A 23,008-nucleotide genomic window follows, 5' to 3' on the forward strand; every position below is an offset into this window, starting at 1 on the left:
GTGCGGCGCTCTCAGCGCCTGCGATCAAAGCGGGGATGGCGCCTTGGAGGGCGCGAACGCTGCCTTGCACTTGACGCCCGAAGGGGTGTCGAGCTTGGGATTGGGCAGGTCCAGAAACACCACGAAAGTGCCGCTTGCGGCGTCGATGATCCGATCGACGCTGGCGACCTTGGCGCGGTATACGGTGCCGGGAAGAATCTCCGGCACGACCGTTGCGGTCATGCCGAGCGTGGGTTCGCCGAAGGCCCGCATCGGCAGCACGACGCGCACGCGCAAGGGATCGAGTTTGGCGATCTTGACGATGGCGTGCTTGCTGCTGCCGGGTTCGACTACCTCGCCGGGCCACATCATCTGGTCGACCACCACGCCGTCGAACGGGCTGTGGATGGTGCGCAGACTCATCTGGCTGGTCTGGTGCGCATGCTCGAGGCGGGCGAGCTTGCGCTCTTCCTCGGCGGACTTGAGTTCGGCCTGCGCCTGTTCGAGTTCGGCGCGGGCGTTGTCGGCCTCCTGCGAGGCCATCAGCCCCTCGGAGACCATGCCTTTACGACGGTCATACTTGAGCCTGGATGCGTCGATCTTGCTCTGCGCCAACTGGGCCGGCGCGGCCAACTGCGACTTGTACAGGGCCAGCTCGGCGGCAGCCCGCTCGGCGCGCGAGTCCAGGGAGGCGACCAACTGGCCGCGGCGGACGCGGTCGCCGCGGCGGACCTCGACCCGTTCCAATACACCGCCCACTGGAGTGCCGAGCTCGACGCTTTGCGCGGGCTCGATCAGACAGTTGTAGGCGGCTGCGGCATGCACCGGCTCGGCGCACAGCGCCGCGGCCGTTAGAGATAGTGACAATCCGCACACTTTCCATGCGATCAGGCACGGCTTGCGCGCTCCCAGAATCCTTCTGGGTGTGGAATCCATTGAATTGTCCCCTGTTAAGTACTGCTTTGCCGCACCAAGAAAGTGCGGCGACCATCCCAAGACAAACGATATCCTTTGCTCATTACGCTTACAAGATAGGCATCGCGCAGCGCTGAGCAATCCAAATTCGGTGCTTATCGCCAACCGTCATTGGATAATTCCTGTGCGGTGTGCGGTGTGCGGTGTGCGGTGTGCGGGTGCTGGAGCACATCTCGGCACGGCGCGTGGACTCTCGCCGCGACCGGTTGCAGGCCCATGACAAAGGTTGCGCCCATCTGTTGCCTTACTCGCAGACGCGGCCGAAACGGGATCACCCAAGGCTGGCCGGCCGCATCGCTGGTGTGACGGCCGCGCGGCCGCTGGCGGACGGCGTCGCCATGGCTTTGTGGCCCATGCAAGAGCCGGCCGAGCGGGGGCGATACCGGCGCCGCGGAATAAGTTATTCGGTTACCGTTGATCGGCAGCGGGCGCCGGCGCCGCGATGACCGCGGTCCAGGGTGACGATCGCGAACGACGCCGTCATCGCAAAGACGCCGTGCGCCGGCGGAGCCTCACAGCGGGCCGGACAGATGCACCGCGCGCCCGTAACCATCGCCCGGACGGCCGCCGAAGCGCGATCGCTCAAGTTCCGCGACGCAGCGACGAAGCGACGAAGCGCGATGCGATGCGTACGTCTCACCGCCGCGAACTGGACCCTTGAAAATCCGCGCAACTGGATCGTCGCCCGGCACCGCCGGCGGATAACGTGGGCTCGCGTCATGCGTCATGCGTCGTGCATTCGGGCGCGCGCGGTCGTCGTTTCGTGTCGTCGATCGGCCACCGTCGACGATCACGCTCCGCCGCTTCGCGCCGCCAGTCGCACGACAGTTTCTTTTCCTCTCCGGATACCCGCCACCATGTCTGCGTTCTCGCCCACCTCCTTCCGCAAGACCCCTTCCAGACAGGGCTGGCTGCCGCCGGTCACGGTGCTGGTATTGATCGCGATCTTGATGTGGCAGGCCGCGACGCCGGCCCGCGCCGAGACCGGCGAGGATTTCGCCCGCCAGGCCGGTGAGCGCGTGCTCGGCCAGAGCGTGCCGCCATTGATCTTGACCACCATCGACGGCGAACGCCTGGATCTGGGCGTATTGCGCGGGCGCAAAGCGGTGTACCTGAAATTCTGGGCGACCTGGTGCGGCCCGTGTCGCGAACAGATGCCGCACTTCGAGCGGACCTACCGTCGCGCCGGTTCGGACCTGCAGGTGGTGGCGATCAATATCGGTTTCGACGACACGGTCGAGCAGATCCGCGCGTTCCGGCGCGAACTCGGCCTGACCCTGCCGATGGTGCGCGACGACGGCCGCCTGGCCGAGCTGTTCGGCCTGCGGGTGACGCCGCAGCATGTGGTGATCGGCAAGGACGGGCGCATCGTGCATGTCGGTCATCAGGTCGATGCGCGCCTGGAAAAGGCCCTGGCCCAGGCCCGGAGCGCGCCCGCCTCGTCGGACAGCGGCGCCGCCGCAGTCGCGCAGGGCGGCGATCGCATTGTTCCGACGCTGCGGATCGGCGAGGCCGTGCCGGACTTCGTCCTGACCACTCTGGAAGCGCGGCCGGTGGCCTTGCGCGATCCGGCGCGGCGGCGCGCCAGCGTGCTGGTGTTTCTTTCTCCCTGGTGCGAGGGCTATTTCGCCAAGACCCGGCCGCAGTCCTCGCAGCAATGCCGCCTCGCGCGCGAGCAGTTGGTGGCACTGGGGCGCGATCGCCGCGTGCGCTGGGTCGGGGTGGCCTCGGGCCTGTGGGCCTCCGAGCAGGATCTGCGCGAGTATCGCGACCAGCATCGCATTCCGGTGCCCCTGGTCCTGGACCGCGACGGTGACGCGTTCCGGCGCTTCGGCGTGGAGCGGGTGCCGGCGCTGATCGTGGTCGATACGCAGGGGCGGGTGGCGCGGCGGATCGAGATCGGCGAGCTGGCCGGCTTGGATCTGGAGGCCCTCGGGGGCGCGCTGACACCCTCGGCGCGGGCGGAGCGCTGAGCAGGATTCCGGTTCGGCAGCTTATGGAGCCGGATTCCTGCCGTCCGGCGGCCGCTGTTGTGAGAACCAGGGGAGCGGCGCGGAGTCGATGCACATGATCCTTGCGCCGTGGCCATCGGGCGTGGCGGCGCTGGATCGGGGCCTGGATCGGGGCCTGGATCGGGCCGGATCGATGACGATATCGGGGCCGCTGCGGTGCGGACATCGATTCGATGCGCAGTGCGCTTTCCCTGTGGGAAGTGAGCTCGATCACGGCGTTTGTCAGGCGCACAAACTGTCGGCACCTAATCACCGTGACCGCTTCGATGCCAACCGAGGGCCGATAGGCTTTACAATCTGGCGCCCATTGGGCGGCCGGACGAAAGCTGAACAGGCGTTTTCAAGCAGCCTGAGCCGAATTCCGTCCGGCAGCCTAATCCCTCATCAGGAGTGTTCTGAGTGCCTACTTGGCTTGTGACCGGCGGTGCCGGCTTCATCGGTGGCAATTTCGTCCTCGACGCGGTCCGCAAAGGAGTGAAGGTCGTCAATCTCGATGTCCTGACCTATGCCGGCAACCTCGATACCCTCAGCACGCTCGACGGCGATCCCAATCACGTCTTCGTCCAGGGCGACATCGGCGATGCGGCCCTGCTCAAGCGCCTGCTCAGCGAACACCGCCCCGAGGCGGTGATCAATTTCGCCGCCGAGAGCCATGTCGACCGTTCCATCGACGGCCCGGCCGCATTCGTGCAGACCAACGTGGTCGGCACGTTGAGCCTGCTGGAGCAGGTGCGCGATTACTGGAAATCGCTCGATGCGAGCAAGCGCGATGCTTTCCGCTTCCTGCACGTGTCCACCGACGAGGTCTACGGCTCGCTCGGCGAGCAGGGCAAGTTCAGCGAAACCACGCAGTACGCGCCCAATTCGCCGTACTCGGCCTCGAAGGCGGCATCGGATCATCTGGTCCGCGCCTTCCATCACACCTATGGCCTGCCGGTACTGACCACCAACTGCTCGAACAACTACGGGCCGTTCCAGTTCCCGGAAAAACTCATTCCGCTGGTCATCGCCAAGGCTTTGGCCGGCGAGGCCTTGCCGGTCTACGGCGACGGCACGAACGTGCGCGACTGGCTGTTCGTCGGCGACCACTGCGCAGCGATCGCGCGCGTGCTCGAGGCCGGCCGCGTCGGTGAGACCTATAACGTCGGCGGCGAGGCCGAGCGCGAAAACCTCACCGTGGTCAAGACCATCTGCGCCTTGCTCGACCAGCGCCGTCCGCTCGCCGACGGCCGCGCGCGCGAATCGCTGATCACCTTCGTCGCCGATCGTCCCGGCCACGATCGCCGCTATGCCATCGACGCCTCCAAGCTCAGGGGCGAACTGGGCTGGGCGCCGACGCTGACCTTCGAACAGGGCATCGCCCGCACCGTCGACTGGTACCTGGAAAACCAGGGCTGGGTGCAGCGCGTGCTCGACGGCAGTTACCGGCTCGAACGCATCGGCCAAGCCTGATTCGCCACTAGGGGAACTACCCATGAACCGCAAGGGCATCATCCTCGCCGGCGGCTCCGGCACGCGGCTGTATCCGATCACCCAGGGCATCAGCAAGCAGCTGTTGCCGGTGTACGACAAGCCGATGATCTACTACCCGCTCAGCGTGCTGATGCTGGCGGGTATTCGCGAAGTGTTGATCATCAACACGCCGCACGAGCAGGCCTTGTTCAAGACCCTGCTCGGCGACGGCTCGCGATGGGGCATGCGCATCGAATACGCGCAGCAACCCAGTCCGGACGGTCTGGCCCAGGCCTATCTGATCGGCCGCGAATTCGTCGACGGCCAGCCGAGTTGCCTGGTGCTGGGCGACAACATCTTCCACGGTCCCGGCCTGACCGCGATCCTCAAGCGCGCCGATGCGCGCAGCGATGGCGCGACAGTGTTCGGCTACTGGGTCAGCGATCCGGAGCGCTACGGCGTGGCCGAGTTCGATGGCGAGGGCAAGGTCATCGGTCTGGAAGAAAAGCCGCTCAAGCCGCGTTCGCACTATGCCGTCACCGGCCTGTATTTCTACGACGGACGCGCCAGCGACCTGGCCGCCAGCCTGAAACCTTCCGCGCGCGGCGAGTTGGAGATCACCGATCTCAATCGTCTGTATCTGGAAGAAGGTTCGCTGCACCTGGAACAACTCGGCCGCGGCTACGCCTGGCTCGACACCGGCACCCACCAGTCGTTGCTGGAGGCGTCCAACTTCATCGAAACCATCGAAGCGCGTCAGGGGCTGCGTATCTGCTGTCCGGAAGAGATCGCCTGGACCAACGGCTGGATCGACAACGCCCAACTGGCCGAACTGGCCCGGCCGCTGGCCAAGAACGGCTACGGCCAATACCTGCTCGGCCTGGCCGAACGCGGCTTCGTGCCCTGAGGAAATACGCTTGAAGATCATCGAAACCGATCTGCCCGGCTGTGTCGTCATCGAACCGCAAGTGTTCGGCGATGCGCGCGGATTTTTCTACGAATCGTTCAACCAGGACAAGCTCGCCGCGGCCGGATTGAATCCGCGCTTCGTGCAGGGCAACGTGTCGTCCTCGGCGCGCGGCGTGCTGCGCGGTCTGCACTACCAGTGGCCCAATCCGCAGGGCAAGTACGTGTCGGTGATCGAAGGCGAAGTGTGGGACGTCGCGGTCGACATCCGTCGCGGCTCGCCGCACTTCGGTCGTTGGGCCGCGGTGCTGCTGAGCGAAGAGAACAAACGCCATTTCTGGATTCCCGAAGGCTTCGCCCACGGCTTCGCCGTGCTCAGCGAACGCGCGGTGTTCAGCTATCTGTGCACCAACACCTACGACGCCAAGGCCGACGCCGGCGTGCGTTGGGACGATCCGGATCTGGCGATCGACTGGCCGGTCAGCGAGCCTTCGCTGTCGGCCAAGGACACCACCGCGCCACTGCTCAAGGACATCGCCGAAGATCGTCTGCCGGTGTACCTGCCATGAAGCTGTTGCTGCTCGGCGGCGACGGCCAGGTCGGTTTCGAGCTGCGCCGTTCGCTGGCGTCGTTGGGCGAGGTCGTGACGACTACCCGCGGCGGGACGCTCGCCGACGGCGGAGAGTGCGAGGCGGTCGACCTGGCCCGGATCGACACGATCGAACCGCTGCTGCGCCGCGTGCGTCCCGATTACGTGGTCAACGCCACTGCATACACCGCGGTGGACCGCGCCGAAACCGAACGCGAGCTCGCTTTCCTGGTCAACGCGCAGGCGCCGGGGCGGTTGTCCGAGCTGTGCGCGGCCGATGGCATCGGGCTGGTCCATTACTCGACCGACTACGTGTTCGACGGCAACGGCACCCGTCCTTACCTCGATACCGATCCGACCGGACCGCTCGGCGCTTACGGCGAAAGCAAACTCGCCGGCGAACAGGCGATCGCCGCCGGCGGCGCGCGTCATCTGATCCTGCGCACCGCCTGGGTCTACGCCACCCGCGGCGGCAACTTCCTGCGCACGATGCTGCGCCTGGGCGCGCAGCGCGAGGAACTGGGCGTGGTCGCCGATCAGCACGGTTCGCCGACCCCGGCGTGGTTGCTGGCCGATGCGGCTGCGCGGGTGCTGAGCCAGGGCATCGCCGAATCGGGCGTGCGCCATCTGGTCGCCGCCGGGCAGACCAGCTGGCACGGTTTCGCCGAAGCGATCTTCGATGAGGCCCAGGCGCGCGGGCTGATCGAACGCAAACCGCGGGTGCTGCCGATCACCACCGCCGATTACCCGACCCCCGCGCGGCGCCCGGCGTATTCGGTGCTCGACAGCCGCCGGCTGCAGGCCGAGTACGGCCTGGATATTCCCGACTGGCGCCAAGCCCTGCGCACGACCTTCGACCGCGACGCCTGAATCCCCGCCGGCCCGAATCACACCCCGTCCGATTGTCTGACGCCGGTCGCGTTGCCTATGATCCGCGGGTCGCGGGCGGGAATGCCTGCGAACCGGCGCGGCGAAACAGCGGCGACCGGCCATGCATAGGCACAGGCACAGGGGCGGCATCGATGAAATATTGGACGAGCGTGTGGGCGCTGCTGGCGGCGTTGGTCGCGCCGAGGGCCCTGGCGGCCGAGGCCGCGACCGCGGTTCCGGCGGCGCCGGTCTCCGCGCAGCCGGGCGCGGCGTTGGAGATCGACGACTTCGCGCGGAACGACACCTTCCACGACATCAAGCTCTCGCCAACCGGCGAGTTCTATGCCGCGTCGGTGCCGATGGACGACGAAGCGGCGCTGGTGATATTCAGTCGCGAGAATATGAAGCCCACCGCGGTGTTCCGGATCGGCCGGCACAATCACGTCGAGGACTTCTGGTGGGTCAGCCCGACCCGCGTGCTGATCGGCATGGCGCAGAAACTGGGCTCGCTCGATCGGCCGCAACTCACCGGCGAGCTGTTCGCCATCAACGCCAACGGCAGCGGCGCGGATGTGCTGGTGGGCTATCGCGTGCAAAGCCGCGGCGCCGGCACGCGCATCCAGCCCAAGAAGGTGGAGAGCGTGGCCGCGTTTCTGGTCGACGATCTGCCTGCCGAGGAACGTTCGGTGTTGATCTCGGTGCAGCCGTTCACGGCCGACGCCTATTCGCGCGCCGAGCGCCTGGACACCTTCACTGGACAGCGCAACCTGGTTGCGATTTCACCGGTGCGCAATACCGGCTTCACCACCGACAATGCCGGCGTGGTGCGTTTCGCCGAAGGTTACGGCAAGGATCGGATACAGAAACTGTTCTATCGCCAGAGCAACGACGGCGAGTGGCAGTTGATCGACTCGGAAGATCGCGATGCGGACATGGACTCGCCGATCGGTTTCGCCGCCGCCGACAAGACCGCGTACTTCCGTACCAAGCACACGCAAGGGCCCGATTCCATCGTCGCCTTCGATGTCGCCACGCAGACCCGCAAGGAAATTCTGCGCGACAAGATCGCCGATCCGGCGGGGATCATCTATCGCAACAACACTCAGATACCGGTCGGGGTGTTTTTCAGGAACGGCAAGCCGCGTACGGTGTTCTTCGACAAGAACTCGCCCGAGGCGCGCCAATACAAGAGTCTGGAAGCCGCATTCGCGGGCGATGCGGTCCGCATCACCTCGCAGACCGCGGACGGACGCCTAGCGTTGGTGGAAGTGTGGAACGATCGCAGCCCGGGCGATGTGTTCTTGTTCGACAACCAGAGCAAACACGCCGCGCATGCGCTCAGCCGTCGCTCCTGGTTCAACCCGGCGTTGATGGCGCCGGTCCGCCCGATCGAATTGTCCGCGCGAGACGGTCTGGCGTTGCATGGGTTGTTGACCACGCCCAAGGACAGTTCGGGCAAATCGCTGCCGCTGGTGGTGATGCCGCACGGCGGCCCCTACGGCATCGAGGACCGTTGGCAGTTCGACGACGTCGCGCAACTGCTGGCCGCGGCCGGCTACGCGGTGCTGCAGGTGAACTTCCGCGGTTCCGGCGGGTACGGCGAAGCCTTCGAGCAGGCCGGCCGGCGCGAGTGGGGCGGAAAGATGCAGGACGACGTGACCGACGCCACGCGTTGGGCGGTCGAGCAGGGCATCGCCGATCCGTCGCGCATTTGCATTTATGGCGCTAGTTATGGCGCGTATGCCGCGTTGATGGGCGCGGCGCGGGAGCCCTCGCTGTACAAGTGCGCGGCCGGCTACGTCGGCGTTTACGACCTGCCGCTGATGCACACCACCGGCGATATCCAGCGGCGCGGGTCGGGTGAAACCTATCTGCGCGACTGGATCGGCACGCCGCAGGCGTTGGAGAACGTGTCGCCCGCGCGTCTGGCGAGCCGGATCAAGGCGCCGGTGTTCCTGGCCGCGGGCGGCGAGGACGAGCGCGCGCCGCAGGTCCACAGCGAACGCATGGAAAAGGCTTTGCGCGAGGCCGGCGTGCCGGTGGAAACGCTGTACTACAAGACCGAGGGCCATGGCTTCTACGAGGAAGCGCACAAGCGCGAGTTCTACTCGCGGCTGCTGGCGTTCCTGTCGCGTTCGTTGGGCGGCAAGGTCGCTACTGCGCCTAAGCCGGATGCGAAGGCGAAGAAGTAGGGGTTTCGCGTCGTAGCTGAAACCACGCGGTCGCGGCTTGCGCCGCTCCTACAGCTAGCCCATGTAGGAGCGGCGCGAGCCGCGACCACGGACTACCCAGATCGCGTCGCAATCGCTCTACCGGCATTCAATAAAGCAACGGCGCCATTTCGGCGCCGTCGTTCTTATCGGTCGAGCGAGCCGGCTCACTTCACCCCATGCATCCATCGCTTCAGCAGCGGCGACAGCAGCAGGAACAGCACGCCCGAACCGATGCCCAGCCACAACAGCATCGAGAACAGCTCGCCGTACTTGAGCGAGGCGGCGGCCATGTCGATCGCCGCGCCTTCGCCGGACAAGCCCTCGACCGACGCGATCTTGGCCAGTTGCGCTGCCAGCACTTCCGAGAACGCGGTCGCCAGCCAGAACGCGCCCATCATCAAGCCGACCACCCGCGCCACCGACAACTGAGTCACCGCCGACAAGCCGATCGGCGACAGGCACATCTCGCCGATTTCCAGGATGAAATACGCCGCGACCAGATACCACACGCTGGCCATTTCGCCGCCGCCGGACACCTTCGCCGCGGCGATCAGCGGCAGGAACGAAAGCCCGGCGAACACCAAGCCCAGCGACATGGTCACCGGCTTGCTCGGATTGCGCCCGCGGCGCGCCAGCCACGGCCACAGCCACGAGAACAGCGGCGCCAGCACGACGATGAAGAACGCGCCCAGATAAGTCAGCGACCCCGCGGTCTGCGGCACCAGCACCACGTCGTGCGCGGTCGCCACGGCCAACCCCAATGCCAGCAGGGCCACCAGCAGCTTGGCCAGGCCGTCGCGGCCGCGATCGCTGGCGATCAGCGCGGCGATCATCAGCGGCGGGCTCAGCGCCATCGAGAACAGCGACCACGGCAAGGTCGGCTTGTACTGGCCCAGGGCCATGCCGAACATGTCCTTGGTCATCAGGCGGTCGTTGAAGGTCACCCACGAGCCGTAGGTCTGCTCGTACAGGGTGAAGAAGATCAGCACCGCGAAGATCAGCACCACCAGCGCCAGCATCTGTTCGCGCTGCTCCTTGGTGCACTGGCGCGCGATGAAACCGAAGAACCAGATCAGGAACACCAGCAAGGTCGCCAGCATGATGCCCAGCGCCGCGGTGAAGCTGATGCCGCCCAGTTGCAGGGTGATGCGCGAAGCGAACTGGATCGTGCCCCACAGCACCAGCACGCCGAGCGCGCTGCCCAGATAGATCCAGACCTCGCGCGAGAGCCCGCCGACTTTCTCGCGCAGCTTGGCCGGATCGGCCGGTTCGGCGTGGCCGCGCAAATAGCGCTGGCCCCACAGGAACATCGCCAGGCCCGCGATCATGCCGATGCCGGCCGCGCCGAAGCCGTACTTCCAGCCGTAGGTTTCGCCGAGGAAGGCGCAGATCAGCGCCGAGAACAGCGCGCCGACGTTGATGCCGGCGTAGAACAAGGTGAAGCCCGAATCGCGGCGCGGATCGCCCTGTTCGTAGAGCTTGCCGACGATGGTGGAGATGTTCGGCTTGAGGAAGCCCACGCCGGCGATGATCAGCGCCATCGACAGATAGAACACCTGCAGCGCGGTTTCGTCGCGTACTGCCACGCCGTTGACCAGTTTGGCCGCATGGCCTTCGTACGCCATGCCCAGATGGCCGAGCACCAGCAGCACGCCGCCGAGCACCACCGCCTTGCGCATGCCCAGATAACGGTCGGCGAGCAGACCGCCGATCACCGGTACCGCATAGACCAGGCCGCCGTAGGCGCCGATCAGGTCGTAGCCGGCGTCGTCGCTGAACAGGTGGTACTTGAGCAAGTACAACAGCAGCAGCGCCTTCATTCCGTAGAACGAGAAGCGCTCCCACATCTCGGTGAAGAAGCACACGTACAGGCCCTTGGGGTGGCCCAGGAAGTCGTCGTTGCGCGGCGCGGCGGGCGCCTGGGGCGATGCGGTGCTGGCTGCTGGCACGTCGGGTTTCCTTCGCCGCTGGTGGGCCGGGAGGCGGAGTATAGGGCGATGGCGGCGGGCGGCCCTCACCCCAAGGGTGCTTCCTTCGGGCGTCCGGCCTTCGGCCACCTTCTCCCGCGAGCGGGAGAAGGCAGGGTGCCGCTGGGCTGCGCTTACACGATCCGCCCCGCGCACTGGCGAGAGTGCGCTCCCTTCGGGTTAGCGATCCTGCGCTCCCTCTCCCCGCTTGCGGGAGAGGGCTGGGGTGAGGGCCGCCCCGTCGCGTTACTCCCAAATCCCCGCGAATTCCCGATTCCCCCGCAGCCACGGGCTTTTTGCCCAATCCGCTTTTTGCCGCACTGCACTTTTACAGCGGCACGCGGCGGATGCCATCATCGGCGGATTGCGTGGCGTCCGGACCCTGGCGTCCGGCTCCGCCCATACACCGCCGCACTGCCCGATCACCCGCGATGGAGACGCCGATGGCCTCGTCCGAAAAACAGCCGCAATTGACCTTCCGAGCCGTCGTGCTCTCCGTGTTCCTGGCGGTGATCTTGGCGGCAGCCAACGCCTACCTGGGCCTGTTCGCCGGCCTGACCATCGCCACCGCGATTCCCGCCGCCGTGATCTCCATGGGGGTGCTGAGCGTGCTCGGTCGCGGGACGATCCTGGAGAACAACATCGTCCAGACCGGCGCCTCGGCCGGCTCCTCAATCGCCGCGGGCGTGATCTTCACGATTCCGGCGCTGGTGATCCTGGGCTACTGGGACACCTTCCGCTACTCGTGGGTGCTCGCCATCGCCGGCCTCGGCGGCCTGCTTGGCGTGCTGTTTTCGGTGCCGCTGCGCCGTTCGATGATCGTCGAAGACCCGCTGCCGTTCCCCGAGGGCAAGGCCGCGGCCGAAGTGCTCAAGGCCGGCGAGAATCCGGGGCCGGGCCTGAAGATACTGGCCGTCGCCGCCTCGGTCGGCGCCGTGATCAAGCTCGCCGCCGAAAGCGGCATGCGCATGATTCCGGACAACGCGGTGATCTCCGGCTTCATGGGCAAGTACCTGGGCTACATGGGCACCAACCTGTCGCCGGCGCTGATCGGCGTGGGTTACATCGTCGGTCTCAACGTCGGCATCGTGGTGTTGTCCGGTTCGGTGCTGTCGTGGCAGTTCGCGATTCCGATCTATCACGCATTCTTCCTCGACACCGATCCGGTGCTCGCGGCGAAGATCGCCGGCGGCAGCGCGGCCGACATCGGCGGCGCGATCTGGTCAGCGAAGGTCCGTTACCTGGGCGTGGGCACGATGCTGATCGGCGGCGTGTGGACGCTGTTCTCGCTGCGCAAGTCGTTGCTGTCGGGGGTCAAGAGCGGTCTGGCCGCGGCGCGCAAGAGCGCGTCGGCCGGCCCCGTGGCCGAGACCGACCGCGATCTGCCGATGAAGTGGATGCTGGTCGCGCTGGTCGCGTTCGTGCTGCCGCTGTTGCTGCTGTATCAGGCCATCGTCGGCAACTGGTTCGTCAGCGTGCCGATGACCATCATCATGATCGTCGCCGGCTTCCTGTTCGTGTCGGTGTCGGCGTATCTGGCCGGCCTGATCGGTTCGTCCAACAACCCGGTTTCGGGCATCACCATCTCCACCATCCTGTTCGCTTCGGCGGTGCTGGTGCTGATGCTGGGTCGCGACTCGCCGATCGGCGCGGTCGCTGCGATCATGATCGGCGCGGTGGTGTGCTGCGCCGCTGCGGTCGGCGGAGACAATCTGCAGGATCTCAAGGCCGGCTACATCGTCGGCGCGACGCCGTGGAAGCAGCAGCTGATGCTCGGCATCGGCGCGTTCTCGTGCGCCTTGATCATGGCGCCGATCCTCAACCTGCTCGCCGCCGCCTACGGCATCGGCGCGCCGACGCCGGAGCATCCGAACTCGCTGGCGGCGCCGCAGGCCACCTTGATGGCTTCGGTGGCCAAGGGCCTGTTCGGCGGCGAACTGCCGTGGACGATGATCGCCATCGGCGCCGGCATCGGCGCGGTAATCATCGCGTTCGACGAATGGCTGAAGTCGCGCAAGTCCAAGTTCCGCGTGCCGGTGTTGGCCGCGGCGATCGGCATCTACCTGCCGTTGGAACTGATGGTGCCGATCTTCCTCGGCGGCGTGCTCTCGCACATCGTCGGCCGCCGTCGCGGTTTGACCGCGAACAGCAGCGAAGAAGAAGTCGACCGCGTGCATCGCCCCGGCACCTTGTTCGCCGCCGGTCTGATCACTGGCGAGGCGCTGATGGGTATCGCGATCGCGTTCCCGATCGTCATCACTGCCAATCGCGACGTGCTGGCGCTGCCGAAAGCCTGGCACTTCGGGCCGCTGGTCGGCCTGGTCGTGTTGGCCTTGGTGGTCGCGCTGTTCTACCGCAGCACCAAGAGCGCGGCGCCAAGCCAGTCCTGAGTTTGCGCGAACGGCCCGGCAGCGATGCCGGGCCGTTCGCGTTTCATCCCTCCGAGCGCGCCGATGCGCGCCGGGCTCAACGCAACATCAATGCAAGAGGTTCGATCATGACGCCACGCCACGCACTTTTGCCGTTGGCTTTGACGCTGGCCTGCGTATCCGCGCCGGCTTTCTCGCTTACCCCGGCGCTCGCCCGCGGCCTGGAAGTGCGCGACATGGCGGCGATGGACCGCTTCTCCTCGCCGACGCTTTCGCCCGACGGCCGCCAACTGGTGTTCGCCAAGCGCGTGGTCGATTTCGCCGCCAACAAGTCCTCGACGTCGCTGTGGATCGAAGACCTGTTCGCGCGCGACGCGGCGCCGCCGAAGCGTTTGACTCCCGAAGGCTGGAACGTCAACTCGCCGGCGTTTTCGCCCGACGGCAAGACCGTGTACTTCCTCAGCAGCAAGGGCGGCAGCTCGCAGCTGTACGCACTGCCGCTGAGCGGCGGCACGCCCAAGCAGGTCACTGCGTTCGACGGCGACGTCGGCGGCTATCAGATCTCGCCCGACGGCAAGCGCATCGCGTTCAACGCCGAGGCCTATGTGGATTGCGCGGCGGACTTGGCCTGCAGCAAGAAGAAGCTCGGCGAGGCCGAGAAGAGCAAGGCCACCGGCAAGGTCTTCGACCGCATGTTCGTGCGGCATTGGGATGCGTGGAACGACGGTCGCCTGAACCGTCTGTTCGTGACCGATCTGCCGGCCGTGGGCAAGACCGCCTCGAGCGCCAAGCTCGTCAGCGCTGAAGTGATCGGCGACGTGCCCTCGCGTCCGTTCGGCGACAGCAGCGAATACACCTGGTCGCCCGACGGCCAGTCGCTGGTGTTCAGCGCGCGCAAGGCCGACGCCAAGGAACCGTGGTCGACCAATTTCGATCTGTACCTGGTCGGCGCCGACGGCGGCACGGCCAAGAATCTGACCGCGTCGAACCCGGCCTGGGACACCGGCGCGGTGTTCGCCAAGGACGGCAGGACCCTGTACTACCGCGCGATGAAGCGTCCGGGCTTCGAGGCCGACCGTTTCGCCCTGATCGAACTGGATCTGGCCAGCGGCAAATCGCGCGAGATCGCGCCGGAATGGGATCGCTCGGCCTCGGGCATCGCATTGTCCGACGACGGCAAGACCATCTACACCACCGCCGAGGATCTCGGCCAACAGCCGTTGTTCGGCGTCGACATCGCCAGCGGCAAGGCCGCGTTGTTGATCGGCGAGGGCACCGTGGGTACGGTGGCGCTCGCCGGCAAGACCGTGGCGTTCACCCGCAACAGCCTCAAGAGCGGCGACCAGATCTTCGTCGGCGGTCTGGACGGCGCACCGCAGCGCGCGATCACTCCGAGCGCGGGCGAACTGCTTCCGAACGTGCGCTTCGGCGAGTTCGAACAGTTCGACTTCAAGGGCTGGAACGGCGACACCGTGCACGGCTACGTGGTCAAGCCGTGGAACTACCAGGAGGGCCAGAAATACCCGGTCGCATTCCTGATCCACGGCGGCCCGCAGGGCAGCTTCGGCAATGGCTGGAGCTATCGCTGGAATCCGCAGACCTACGCCGGCCAGGGCTATGCGGTGGTGATGATCGACTTCCACGGCTCCACCGGTTACGGCCAGGCCTTCACTGATGCGATCAGCCAGCACTGGGGCGACCGTCCGCTGGAAGATCTGCAGAAAGGCTGGGCCGCGGCGCAGAAGAAGTATTCCTTCCTCAACGGCGATAAGGCCTGCGCGTTGGGTGCGTCGTACGGCGGCTTCATGGTCAACTGGATCGCCGGCAACTGGCAGCAGCCGTGGAAGTGTCTGGTCAGCCACGACGGCGTGTTCGACCAGCGCATGATGGGTTACGCGACCGAAGAACTATGGTTCACCGAGTGGGAGCAGGGCGGCACGCCTTACGACAAGCCGGCGAGCTACGAGAAATTCAACCCGGTCAATCACGTCAAGGACTGGAAGGTGCCGATGCTGGTGATCCACGGCCAGCAGGACTTCCGCATTCCGGTCGAGCAGGGCCTGGGCGTGTTCACCGCGCTGCAGCGTCAGGGCATCGAGTCCAAGTTCCTGTACTTCCCCGACGAGAACCACTGGGTGCTCAAGCCGCAGAACAGCGTGCTGTGGCACGACACGGTCAATGGCTGGTTGAAGCAGCATATCGGGCAGTAAGCGCCGCGTAGCTTGATCCAACGAAGGCCGCCCTCGGGTGGCCTTCGTCGTTTCGGAGGCGTCGCCTGCCCGTATCCGACTGTAGGAGCGGCGCGAGCCGCGACCGTGACATCGCACATACGACGTAAGCGCGGTTTCGCGGTCGCGGCTCGCGCCGCTCCTACAAGGGCAACCCGATGCAGCGACGGATTCGTCGGCTGAATCCGGATCCCCGCACCACCGGCCCTTGCCCAACGGCGCCGATCCGAAGTAAAAGCGGGGACACCAACGCAAGGTAACTCCGGCATGCCCGACACCGCCCGCACGGCGCTCATCAGCAACGACATCGTCGTCCTCGGCCTGATCGCCGCGACTTTGGGTCTGGTGTTCTGGACTTCGTCGAAGGAAAGCGGCGTGTGGAAGAAGTTCTACACCTTCGTGCCGGCCTTGCTGCTGTGCTATTTCATTCCCGGAATCTACAACACCGTCGGTCTCGTCGACGGCCAGAACACCAAGCTCTACAACCCGGTCGCCAGCCGGGTGCTGCTGCCGGCGGCGTTGGTGCTGCTGACCTTGACCATCGACCTGAAGGGCGTGCTCAAGCTCGGGCCCAAGCTGCTGGTGATGTATGCGGTGTCCTCTTTGAGCGTGATGTTCGGCGCGATCGTGGCGTTCGTGGCGATGCGCGCCTTCCATCCGGAAACCGTCGCTGGCGACACCTGGGGCGGCATGGCCGCGCTGGCCGGCAGCTGGATCGGCGGCGGTGCCAACATGCTGGCGATGAAGGAAATCTTCCAGGTCGATGCGACCACCTTCGGCCAATTCGCAGTGGTCGACGTCGGCGTGGGCTATGTGTGGATGGCGGTGCTGATCTTCCTGGCCAGCCGCGCCAAACAGATCGATGAGCGCAGCGGCGCCGACACCCGCGGCATCGAGGAGCTCAAGCAACGCATCGAAAGTTTCCAGGCCCAGCACCAGCGCGTGGCCAGCCTGACCGATCTGGCGATGATCGTCGGTATCGCGTTCGGCGTGGTCGGATTAGCGCACGCGATCGCCGGGCCGTTGTCGGCCTGGTTTGCCGCCAACGTGTCGTGGGCGCGCACGGTGAGCCTGCACGAGCCGTTCTTCTGGGTGGTGGCGGTGTCCACCTTCGCCGGCCTGGCGCTGAGCTTCACCCGCGCGCGCGAACTCGAAGGTGCGGGCGCGTCGAAGATCGGCAGCCTGCTGTTGTACTTCCTGATCGCCTGCATCGGTCTGCAGATGGACATCCTGGCATTGCTCGACAAGCCGTGGCTGTTCGCGCTGGGATTGATCTGGATCGTCGTGCACATCCTGATCCTGTGGGGCGTGGGGCGTTTGCTGCGCGTGCCGTTCTTCTATTTCGCGATCGGCTCGCAAAGCAATATCGGCGGCCCGGCCTCGGCGCCGGTGGTGGCCTCGGCGTTCCATCCGTCGCTGGCGCCGGTGGGCGCGCTGCTGGGCACGCTGGGCTATGCGACCGGTACCGGCTTGGCCTACGTGGTCGGTATCACCTTGCGCTCCCTGGCCGGCGCTTCGCCAGCCTGAAGCCCGACTGTAGGAGCGGCGCGAGCCGCGACTGCGACACCACGCCTGCGTCGTAAGCGCGATGTCGCAGTCGCGGCTCGCGCCGCTCCTACAGTCGCAAGTTCGCAACATCATTGCTCGACTGGCCCGCCATGACCTACGAGTCGTTAGCCGCAAGCAGCGGCATTCCTCTGCCGTCGATCCTCGTCCGCCTGCTGGCCGACGGAAAGACGCGTTACGGCGACGGCCCAGCCGACTGGAAAGCGAACTGGAGCGATTACACCCGTAAGGCACAGCCATTGCTTTCCTGCGCCTACGATCTGGAATGGATCGACGCCGAGCAGGCCGGCGAGATCGTCGAGAACTGGCTCAATCCGAATTTCCAGGACGCACGCGCGTTCGTGCCGTTCGCGATATCCGGCGCCGGAGACGCCTATTGCCTGATGGCGACGGCAACCGGCGAGGTAGGTGTCAGCTTGATCTGGCACGATCGCGACGACAGCGCGATACAGGCGGCGAGCTTCGAGCATTTCGTATTCGAACAACTGGTGGAGAGTGCCGCCGATTTCGAGCATCTGCTGGACGATTTTTCGCCGGAGCAGGCGCGAGAGTGCGTTCTCGCCAACGTGAGAGCCGCTGCGGTGTATTTGCCCGCGGACTTGAACCTTGCGCTGGAGGCGTTGATCTCGCCGCAGTCGCTGGACGAGGAAAGCGATTGCGGCATGATCTCGTCGGAAATAGCCAAGGCGGCCTTGAGCGTATTGCCGGCGTTCGAGCAGGAACGCGTCGCGGTGGTGCCGCGTTGGTTGTGCGACAAGCGATGATGCGGAGCGCGGGGACGATCGAAGACCGTCGTTGTTCGCCATAAGGTTAGTGATCTTCCCGTGCGGGGCGATGGCGCAATACAAGAAAAAGGCCGCCCCTGGGCGGCCTTTCGTCATTCGTGACCCGTCATGGGCGATATCGGTCCAGGTTCAACAACACCCAATCCGTCCGCCGCCGTAACGCGCTTCCTGCCGTTGGCGGAAGAAGGTCGCGTAGTCCGGAATCGGCCGCTCCGGATGCTTCTCCATCAGATGCCGGACGTAGTTGTCGTAGTCCGGCACCCCGCAACACAGCCGCGCGGTCTGTACCAGGCGGCGCCAGGTGCGCTTGTAGAGCTGATATTGGCTGGCGGGTACGAGTGCGGTGCCCATCACACGTCCGCCATCTGGGCGGGGGTCAGGGCCACGTACGGCGACTCGCGGTCGCTGCGTTGCGGGTTGGCCCGCGCCTTCACGATCGCCCCCACCGAATAAATCAGCACGCTGAACACCACGAACAGGAACAGCGCGGTCAGCCCGGTGTTGACGTAGCTGTTGACCATGATCTGCTGCATCTGATCGATGCTCTTGGCCGGCGCCACCACTTCGCCCTTGGCGATGGCCGCGCTGTACTTGTGCGCCTGCGCCAGGAAGCCGACCGCCGGATTGTTGTCGAAAATCTTGATGAAGCCGGCGGTGCTGGTGCAGATCAGCAGCCACGTGGCCGGCAGGATCGTCACCCAGGCGTAGCGATCGCGCTTGAGCTTGAACAACGCCACGGTGCACAGCATCAACGCGATACCGGCGAGCATCTGGTTGGCGATACCGAACAGCGGCCACAAGGTGTTGATGCCGCCCAGCGGATCGATCACGCCCTGGTACAGGAAGTAACCCCACAACGCCACGCAGCCTGCGGTGGCGATCAGGTTCGGCCCCCAGGCCTCGGTGCGGCGCAGCGACGGCACGAAGCTGCCGAGCAGGTCCTGCAGCATGAATCGGCCCGCGCGCGTGCCGGCGTCGACCGCGGTCAGGATGAACAGCGCCTCGAACAGGATCGCGAAGTGGTACCAGAACGCCATCGTGTTCTCGCCAGGCAACACGTTGTGCAGGATCTGGGCGATGCCGACCGCGAGCGTCGGCGCGCCGCCGGCGCGGGCCAGGATGGTGTGTTCGCCGATGTCCTTGGCCGTGGCTTCCAGCACCTCGGGCGTGACCGCGAAGCCCCAGCTCGAAATCGTCTGCGCGACCGCATGCACGTCGGTGCCGACCAGCGCGGCCGGACTGTTCATGGCGAAGTACACGCCCGGATCGATCACCGAGGCCGCCACCAGCGCCATGATCGCGACGAAGGATTCCATCAGCATGCCGCCGTAGCCGATGTAGCGCATATGCGATTCATTGGCGAGCAGCTTGGGCGTGGTGCCGGAGGAAATCAGCGCGTGGAAGCCCGAGACCGCGCCGCAGGCGATGGTGATGAACAAGAACGGGAACAGGCCGCCTTTCCACACCGGGCCGGTGCCGTCGGTGAACTGGGTCAGCGCCGGCATGCGCAGGTCGGGCATCACGATCACGATGCCGATCGCCAGCGCAATGATGGTGCCGATCTTGAGGAACGTCGAAAGATAGTCGCGCGGCGCCAGCAGCAGCCACACCGGCAGCACCGCGGCGACGAAGCCGTAACCGATCAGCATCCAGGTGATCTGGGTGCCGGTGAAGGTGAAGCGCGGGCCCCACACCGGATCGGCCGCGATCACGCCGCCGTACCAGATCGCTGCGAGCAGCAGAATCAGACCGACGATCGAGATCTCGCCGATCTTGCCTGGGCGGATGTAGCGCATGTACACGCCCATCATCACCGCGATCGGCAGGGTCGCGATCACCGTGAACATGCCCCACGGACTTTCCGCCAGCGCCTTGACCACGATCATCGCCAGCACCGCGAGGATGATGATCATGATCAGGAAGGCGCCGAACAGCGCGATGGTGCCGGGAATGCGGCCCATCTCCTCGCGCACCAGGTCGCCGAGCGAACGGCCGTTGCGGCGGCTGGAGACGAACAGGACCATGAAGTCCTGCACCGCGCCGGCCAGCACCACGCCGACGATCAGCCACAGCAAGCCGGGCAGGTAGCCCATCTGCGCGGCCAGCACTGGCCCGACCAGCGGTCCGGCGCCGGCGATCGCGGCGAAGTGATGGCCGAACAACACGTGTTTGTTGGTCGGAACGTAGTCCAGGCCGTCGTTGTTGATGACCGCGGGCGTGGCCCGGGTCGGATCGAGCTGCATCACCTTGTTGGCGATGAACAGGGAGTAGTAGCGGTAGGCGACCAGATAGATCGATACCGCCGCGACTACGATCCACAGCGCGTTGATGTGTTCGCCGCGCCGCAGCGCGATCGTGCCCAGGCAGAACGCCCCGAGAACCGCGAGGGCCGCCCAGCCCAGTTTGCCCAGACCACCTTTCATGACGACCCTCCCGTTTTGAACCCCCCGAAGCGTCGCCCCTGGCGCCGGGCGGGTCAATGCGCAGTGCGGCAAAGCGGCGCGAATCGGGCTGATACTTTGGTCTTAGGCGGGGCGACGGTGCGCGGTGGTTCTCGGCTGGCCCCTGTAGGAGCGGCGCAAGCCGCGACCGCGCACCTACGACGCATCCGCGGCTTCACGGTCGCGGCTTGCGCCGCTCCTACAGGAACAACTCCAATATCGCGATTGCCGGAGCGAACTAAGCGCGCCCTACAACCACTTCGCCCGCTTGAATCCGATGTACAACACCACGCAGGCGGTGATCACCACGCCGATCAGAATCCAGTAACTCCATTGCCCCGGCAGTTCCGGCATGTGCACGAAGTTCATGCCGTACCAGCTCGCGATCAAGGTCGGAGCCGCCAGCAGCGCCGCCCACGCGCCCAGGCGTTTGACCGTTTCGCCCTGGCGCACGGTCACCAGCGACAGGTTCACGCTGGCCGCGGTGGTCAGCATCTCGCGCAAGGTGTCTGTGATTTCGTTGATGCGCACGGCATGGTCGAGCACGTCGCGGAAATACAACTGGATCTCTTCGTCGATCAGGCCGCCGCGCGCGCGCGCGAGTTGGCCGAGGATGTCCTGCAGCGGCGAGACCGCCATGCGCAGACGGGTCAGTTCGCGCTTGAGGTCGTACAGCTCGCGCACGACCTCGGTGTGGAAGTCCTCGGCGAAGATATCCTTTTCCAGCTCGTTGAGTTCCTGGGTGAAGCCTTCGACGATCGGCATGAAATTGTCGACCACGCTGTCGAGCACAGCGTACAGGCCGGCGCCGGGACCGTGTTGGAGCAGATCCTTCTCGCGCTCCATGCGCGCGCGCGCGGCCTTGTAGCTGATCGATGCGCCGTGGCGCACGGTCACCAGGTAACGCGGGCCGACGAACAGATGGGTTTCGCCGAAGCGGATGCGGTTGTCGATCTTCTGCGCGGTGTGGATGGCGATGAACAGCGAGTTGCCGTAGGCCTCGATCTTCGGCCGCTGGTGGGCGTTGTGGGCGTCCTCGACCGCCAGATCGTGCAGGCAGAATTCTTCCTGCAGTTTTTCCAGGATGCCCTCATCGGGCTCGTACAGCCCGACCCAGACGAAACTGCCGTCGTCGACCGCGAGCACATCGCTGATCTGGTCCAGGGTGATGTCGCGGCGGGTGCCGTCGCGGCCGTAGGCCGCGCAATTGATGACGCATTGGGGGAGGGAAGGATCGCTCATGGCCGAATCCTGCCCCCACGCGCGCGCAGGGGCAAGCGGTCAGGCCAGACGCAGGCGCGCGGCCTTGCGGAAGCCGAACCACAGACCGACATGGATCGGCAGCCACAACGCGATCCAATGCGCATTGCGCTGCGGATACACCGGCAGCCAATACAGGAACAACGCGGCGACCGCGCACAACGCGACCAGCCTGGTCAGCCAGACGAACACCGGCCCGGTCTCGCGACCGCGCAGCGCGCGGAAGCCGCCGAACCACAACAGCAGGCACAGCGGGTTGAACAGCAGCAGATTGCGGTTCTCCCAACCGTAGGTGTGGCCGGTGCCGAACCAGGTGTACGCCAGCAGCGCGCCGATCAATCCGAGCAGGCCCCACAGCGGCAGCGCGGCGATGGCCAGCACGCGCGGGCTGCGGTCGCCGATCCAGGCCAAGGCCGCGCCGAGCGCCAGCCCGGCCAGGGCCCACGGCCACCACGGCAGCGGGGCGGCTTCCGGCTCCGGGCTGATCCGGTGCGGCAGCAGTTCGCGTTCGGCCTGCACCAGCGGCCGGCCCTGATCGTTCTTCACTTCGCGCAAGGCCGCGGCCAGGCGGCTGGGCACATAGGACTCGGCCCATACCGGCACCGGTTTGTCGCCTTCCGGGCCGATCAGGATGTCGAGCGAGGCCCACATCCACAGGTCAGGCTTGGACAGGCGCATGGCTTCGCTGCGCAGGGTATTGCCGTGCGAGCGGCCTTCGGTCTGGCGCCGCAGCGCGCCGCCGAGGGTGCGGTCGATCGCGTCGCGCACGCGGGTGGCGCAGTTGTCGTCGAAATACTGATACCGGTAATAAGCGTTCTCGGGCAGGGCATTGACCCGCAGCGCTTCGGCCAACTGCCGCGCTTGCACCGGAGTGAGGTCCAGCCATTGCACCGATACGCCGCGGCCTTCGTAACCGTACTGGGCCATGTCCTGGTCGAACGGCACGGCGAGCAGCCGGTAGCGCATGTCGTTGCGGATGAAGCGCTGGACGAAATCGGGCTCGCTGGGGTCGAAGTAGCCGAAGTTGTACGAAGTCGCCCGGCCGGTGTCCTGATCGAGCACGATCAGCGCATCGTGACCGAAGCGCGACCAGAACTCCTGGCCCGGCTGCATGGTGACCATGCCGATGCGCGGCGTCTTCGGCTCGCCGGACGCGGCCGGCGCCTGTACGGCGGCCGGGGGCGCAGGGGGGGTTGACGCCGGAGGCGGAGCCGCGTCCGGAGCCGCGTGGGCCACCGATTGGATCAACAGCAGGACAGCCAGGGCATGGAGCCGGACGAAGCGGGAAAGAGAGGTCACGGGTGGCCGGATCCGGCTGGGCGGGTGGCGGCCATTGTAAACAGCCACGGCGAACGTGCCGGGCTTGGCGTCGCCATCCGGATAACGCAGGCAGCTC

The 23,008-nt window shown here is 66.0% G+C and carries 16 protein-coding genes; 10 read left to right on the top strand and 6 right to left on the bottom strand.

Annotated elements, in window-relative coordinates:
- Positions 1–24 precede the first annotated feature (24 nt).
- Positions 25–915, bottom strand: coding sequence for an efflux RND transporter periplasmic adaptor subunit (locus ACTOWJ_RS05155; protein WP_441333531.1), 891 nt, complete (start codon positions 913–915; stop codon positions 25–27).
- A gap of 497 nt (positions 916–1,412) precedes the next feature.
- Here ACTOWJ_RS05155 and ACTOWJ_RS05160 point away from each other — a divergent pair, with 497 nt between their 5' ends.
- From ACTOWJ_RS05160 to ACTOWJ_RS05185, 6 genes are all read left to right on the top strand, one after another.
- A complete protein-coding gene (locus ACTOWJ_RS05160; RefSeq protein ID WP_441333532.1) occupies positions 1,413–2,927 on the top strand; it encodes a TlpA family protein disulfide reductase in 1,515 nt (504 codons plus the stop codon).
- 438 nt (positions 2,928–3,365) lie between these two features.
- Entirely contained in the window at positions 3,366–4,418 is a 1,053-nt protein-coding gene (gene rfbB, locus ACTOWJ_RS05165) for a dTDP-glucose 4,6-dehydratase (RefSeq protein ID WP_441333533.1), read from the top strand.
- A 22-nt stretch (positions 4,419–4,440) separates the two neighbouring features.
- A complete protein-coding gene (rfbA, locus tag ACTOWJ_RS05170) occupies positions 4,441–5,325 on the top strand; it encodes a glucose-1-phosphate thymidylyltransferase RfbA (RefSeq protein ID WP_441333534.1) in 885 nt (294 codons plus the stop codon).
- A 10-nt stretch (positions 5,326–5,335) separates the two neighbouring features.
- The gene (rfbC, locus tag ACTOWJ_RS05175) at positions 5,336–5,893 is read left to right on the top strand and encodes a dTDP-4-dehydrorhamnose 3,5-epimerase (protein WP_441333535.1); all 558 of its coding nucleotides are present in this window, start codon (positions 5,336–5,338) and stop codon (positions 5,891–5,893) included.
- On the top strand, positions 5,890–6,783 hold the full coding sequence (rfbD, locus tag ACTOWJ_RS05180; protein WP_441333536.1) for a dTDP-4-dehydrorhamnose reductase: 894 nt from the start codon (positions 5,890–5,892) through the stop codon (positions 6,781–6,783). The genes rfbC and rfbD overlap by 4 nt, the downstream gene beginning before the upstream one ends.
- Positions 6,784–6,935: 152 nt before the next feature.
- Positions 6,936–8,975, top strand: a complete 2,040-nt coding sequence (locus tag ACTOWJ_RS05185) for an alpha/beta hydrolase family protein (protein WP_441333537.1) — start codon at positions 6,936–6,938, stop codon at positions 8,973–8,975.
- 185 nt (positions 8,976–9,160) lie between these two features.
- Here the strand turns inward: ACTOWJ_RS05185 and ACTOWJ_RS05190 are convergent, their stop codons facing one another.
- Positions 9,161–10,945, bottom strand: coding sequence for a peptide MFS transporter (locus tag ACTOWJ_RS05190; protein WP_441333538.1), 1,785 nt, complete (start codon positions 10,943–10,945; stop codon positions 9,161–9,163).
- 461 nt (positions 10,946–11,406) lie between these two features.
- Between ACTOWJ_RS05190 and ACTOWJ_RS05195 the strand changes: the two genes are divergently transcribed.
- The 4 genes from ACTOWJ_RS05195 to ACTOWJ_RS05210 all read left to right on the top strand — a co-directional run bounded on the left by ACTOWJ_RS05195 (position 11,407) and on the right by ACTOWJ_RS05210 (position 17,890).
- Positions 11,407–13,353, top strand: a complete 1,947-nt coding sequence (locus ACTOWJ_RS05195) for an OPT family oligopeptide transporter (protein WP_441333539.1) — start codon at positions 11,407–11,409, stop codon at positions 13,351–13,353.
- 107 nt (positions 13,354–13,460) lie between these two features.
- A complete protein-coding gene (locus ACTOWJ_RS05200) occupies positions 13,461–15,542 on the top strand; it encodes a prolyl oligopeptidase family serine peptidase (protein WP_441333540.1) in 2,082 nt (693 codons plus the stop codon).
- 285 nt (positions 15,543–15,827) lie between these two features.
- Entirely contained in the window at positions 15,828–17,087 is a 1,260-nt protein-coding gene (locus ACTOWJ_RS05205; RefSeq protein ID WP_441333541.1) for a DUF819 family protein, read from the top strand.
- A gap of 131 nt (positions 17,088–17,218) precedes the next feature.
- Entirely contained in the window at positions 17,219–17,890 is a 672-nt protein-coding gene (locus ACTOWJ_RS05210; RefSeq protein ID WP_441333542.1) for a hypothetical protein, read from the top strand.
- Positions 17,891–18,040: 150 nt separating this feature from the next.
- Here the strand turns inward: ACTOWJ_RS05210 and ACTOWJ_RS05215 are convergent, their stop codons facing one another.
- The 4 genes from ACTOWJ_RS05215 to ACTOWJ_RS05230 form a co-directional block, all read right to left on the bottom strand.
- Positions 18,041–18,262: a YbdD/YjiX family protein gene (locus tag ACTOWJ_RS05215; protein ID WP_056116819.1), complete on the bottom strand. Its 222-nt coding sequence runs from the start codon at positions 18,260–18,262 to the stop codon at positions 18,041–18,043.
- Positions 18,262–20,334, bottom strand: a complete 2,073-nt coding sequence (locus tag ACTOWJ_RS05220; protein ID WP_441333543.1) for a carbon starvation CstA family protein — start codon at positions 20,332–20,334, stop codon at positions 18,262–18,264. Before ACTOWJ_RS05220 ends, ACTOWJ_RS05215 begins: the two co-directional genes overlap by 1 nt.
- Before the next feature lie 267 nt (positions 20,335–20,601).
- Positions 20,602–21,594, bottom strand: coding sequence for a magnesium/cobalt transporter CorA (gene corA / locus ACTOWJ_RS05225; RefSeq protein ID WP_441333544.1), 993 nt, complete (start codon positions 21,592–21,594; stop codon positions 20,602–20,604).
- A 39-nt stretch (positions 21,595–21,633) separates the two neighbouring features.
- Complete coding sequence (locus ACTOWJ_RS05230) at positions 21,634–22,911, bottom strand: lipoprotein N-acyltransferase Lnb domain-containing protein (protein ID WP_441333545.1); 1,278 nt, start codon at positions 22,909–22,911, stop codon at positions 21,634–21,636.
- Positions 22,912–23,008 lie beyond the last annotated feature (97 nt).

The sequence above is a fragment of the Lysobacter sp. CA199 genome (genome assembly GCF_052078715.1).
Taxonomy (GTDB): Bacteria; Pseudomonadota; Gammaproteobacteria; order Xanthomonadales; family Xanthomonadaceae; genus Lysobacter.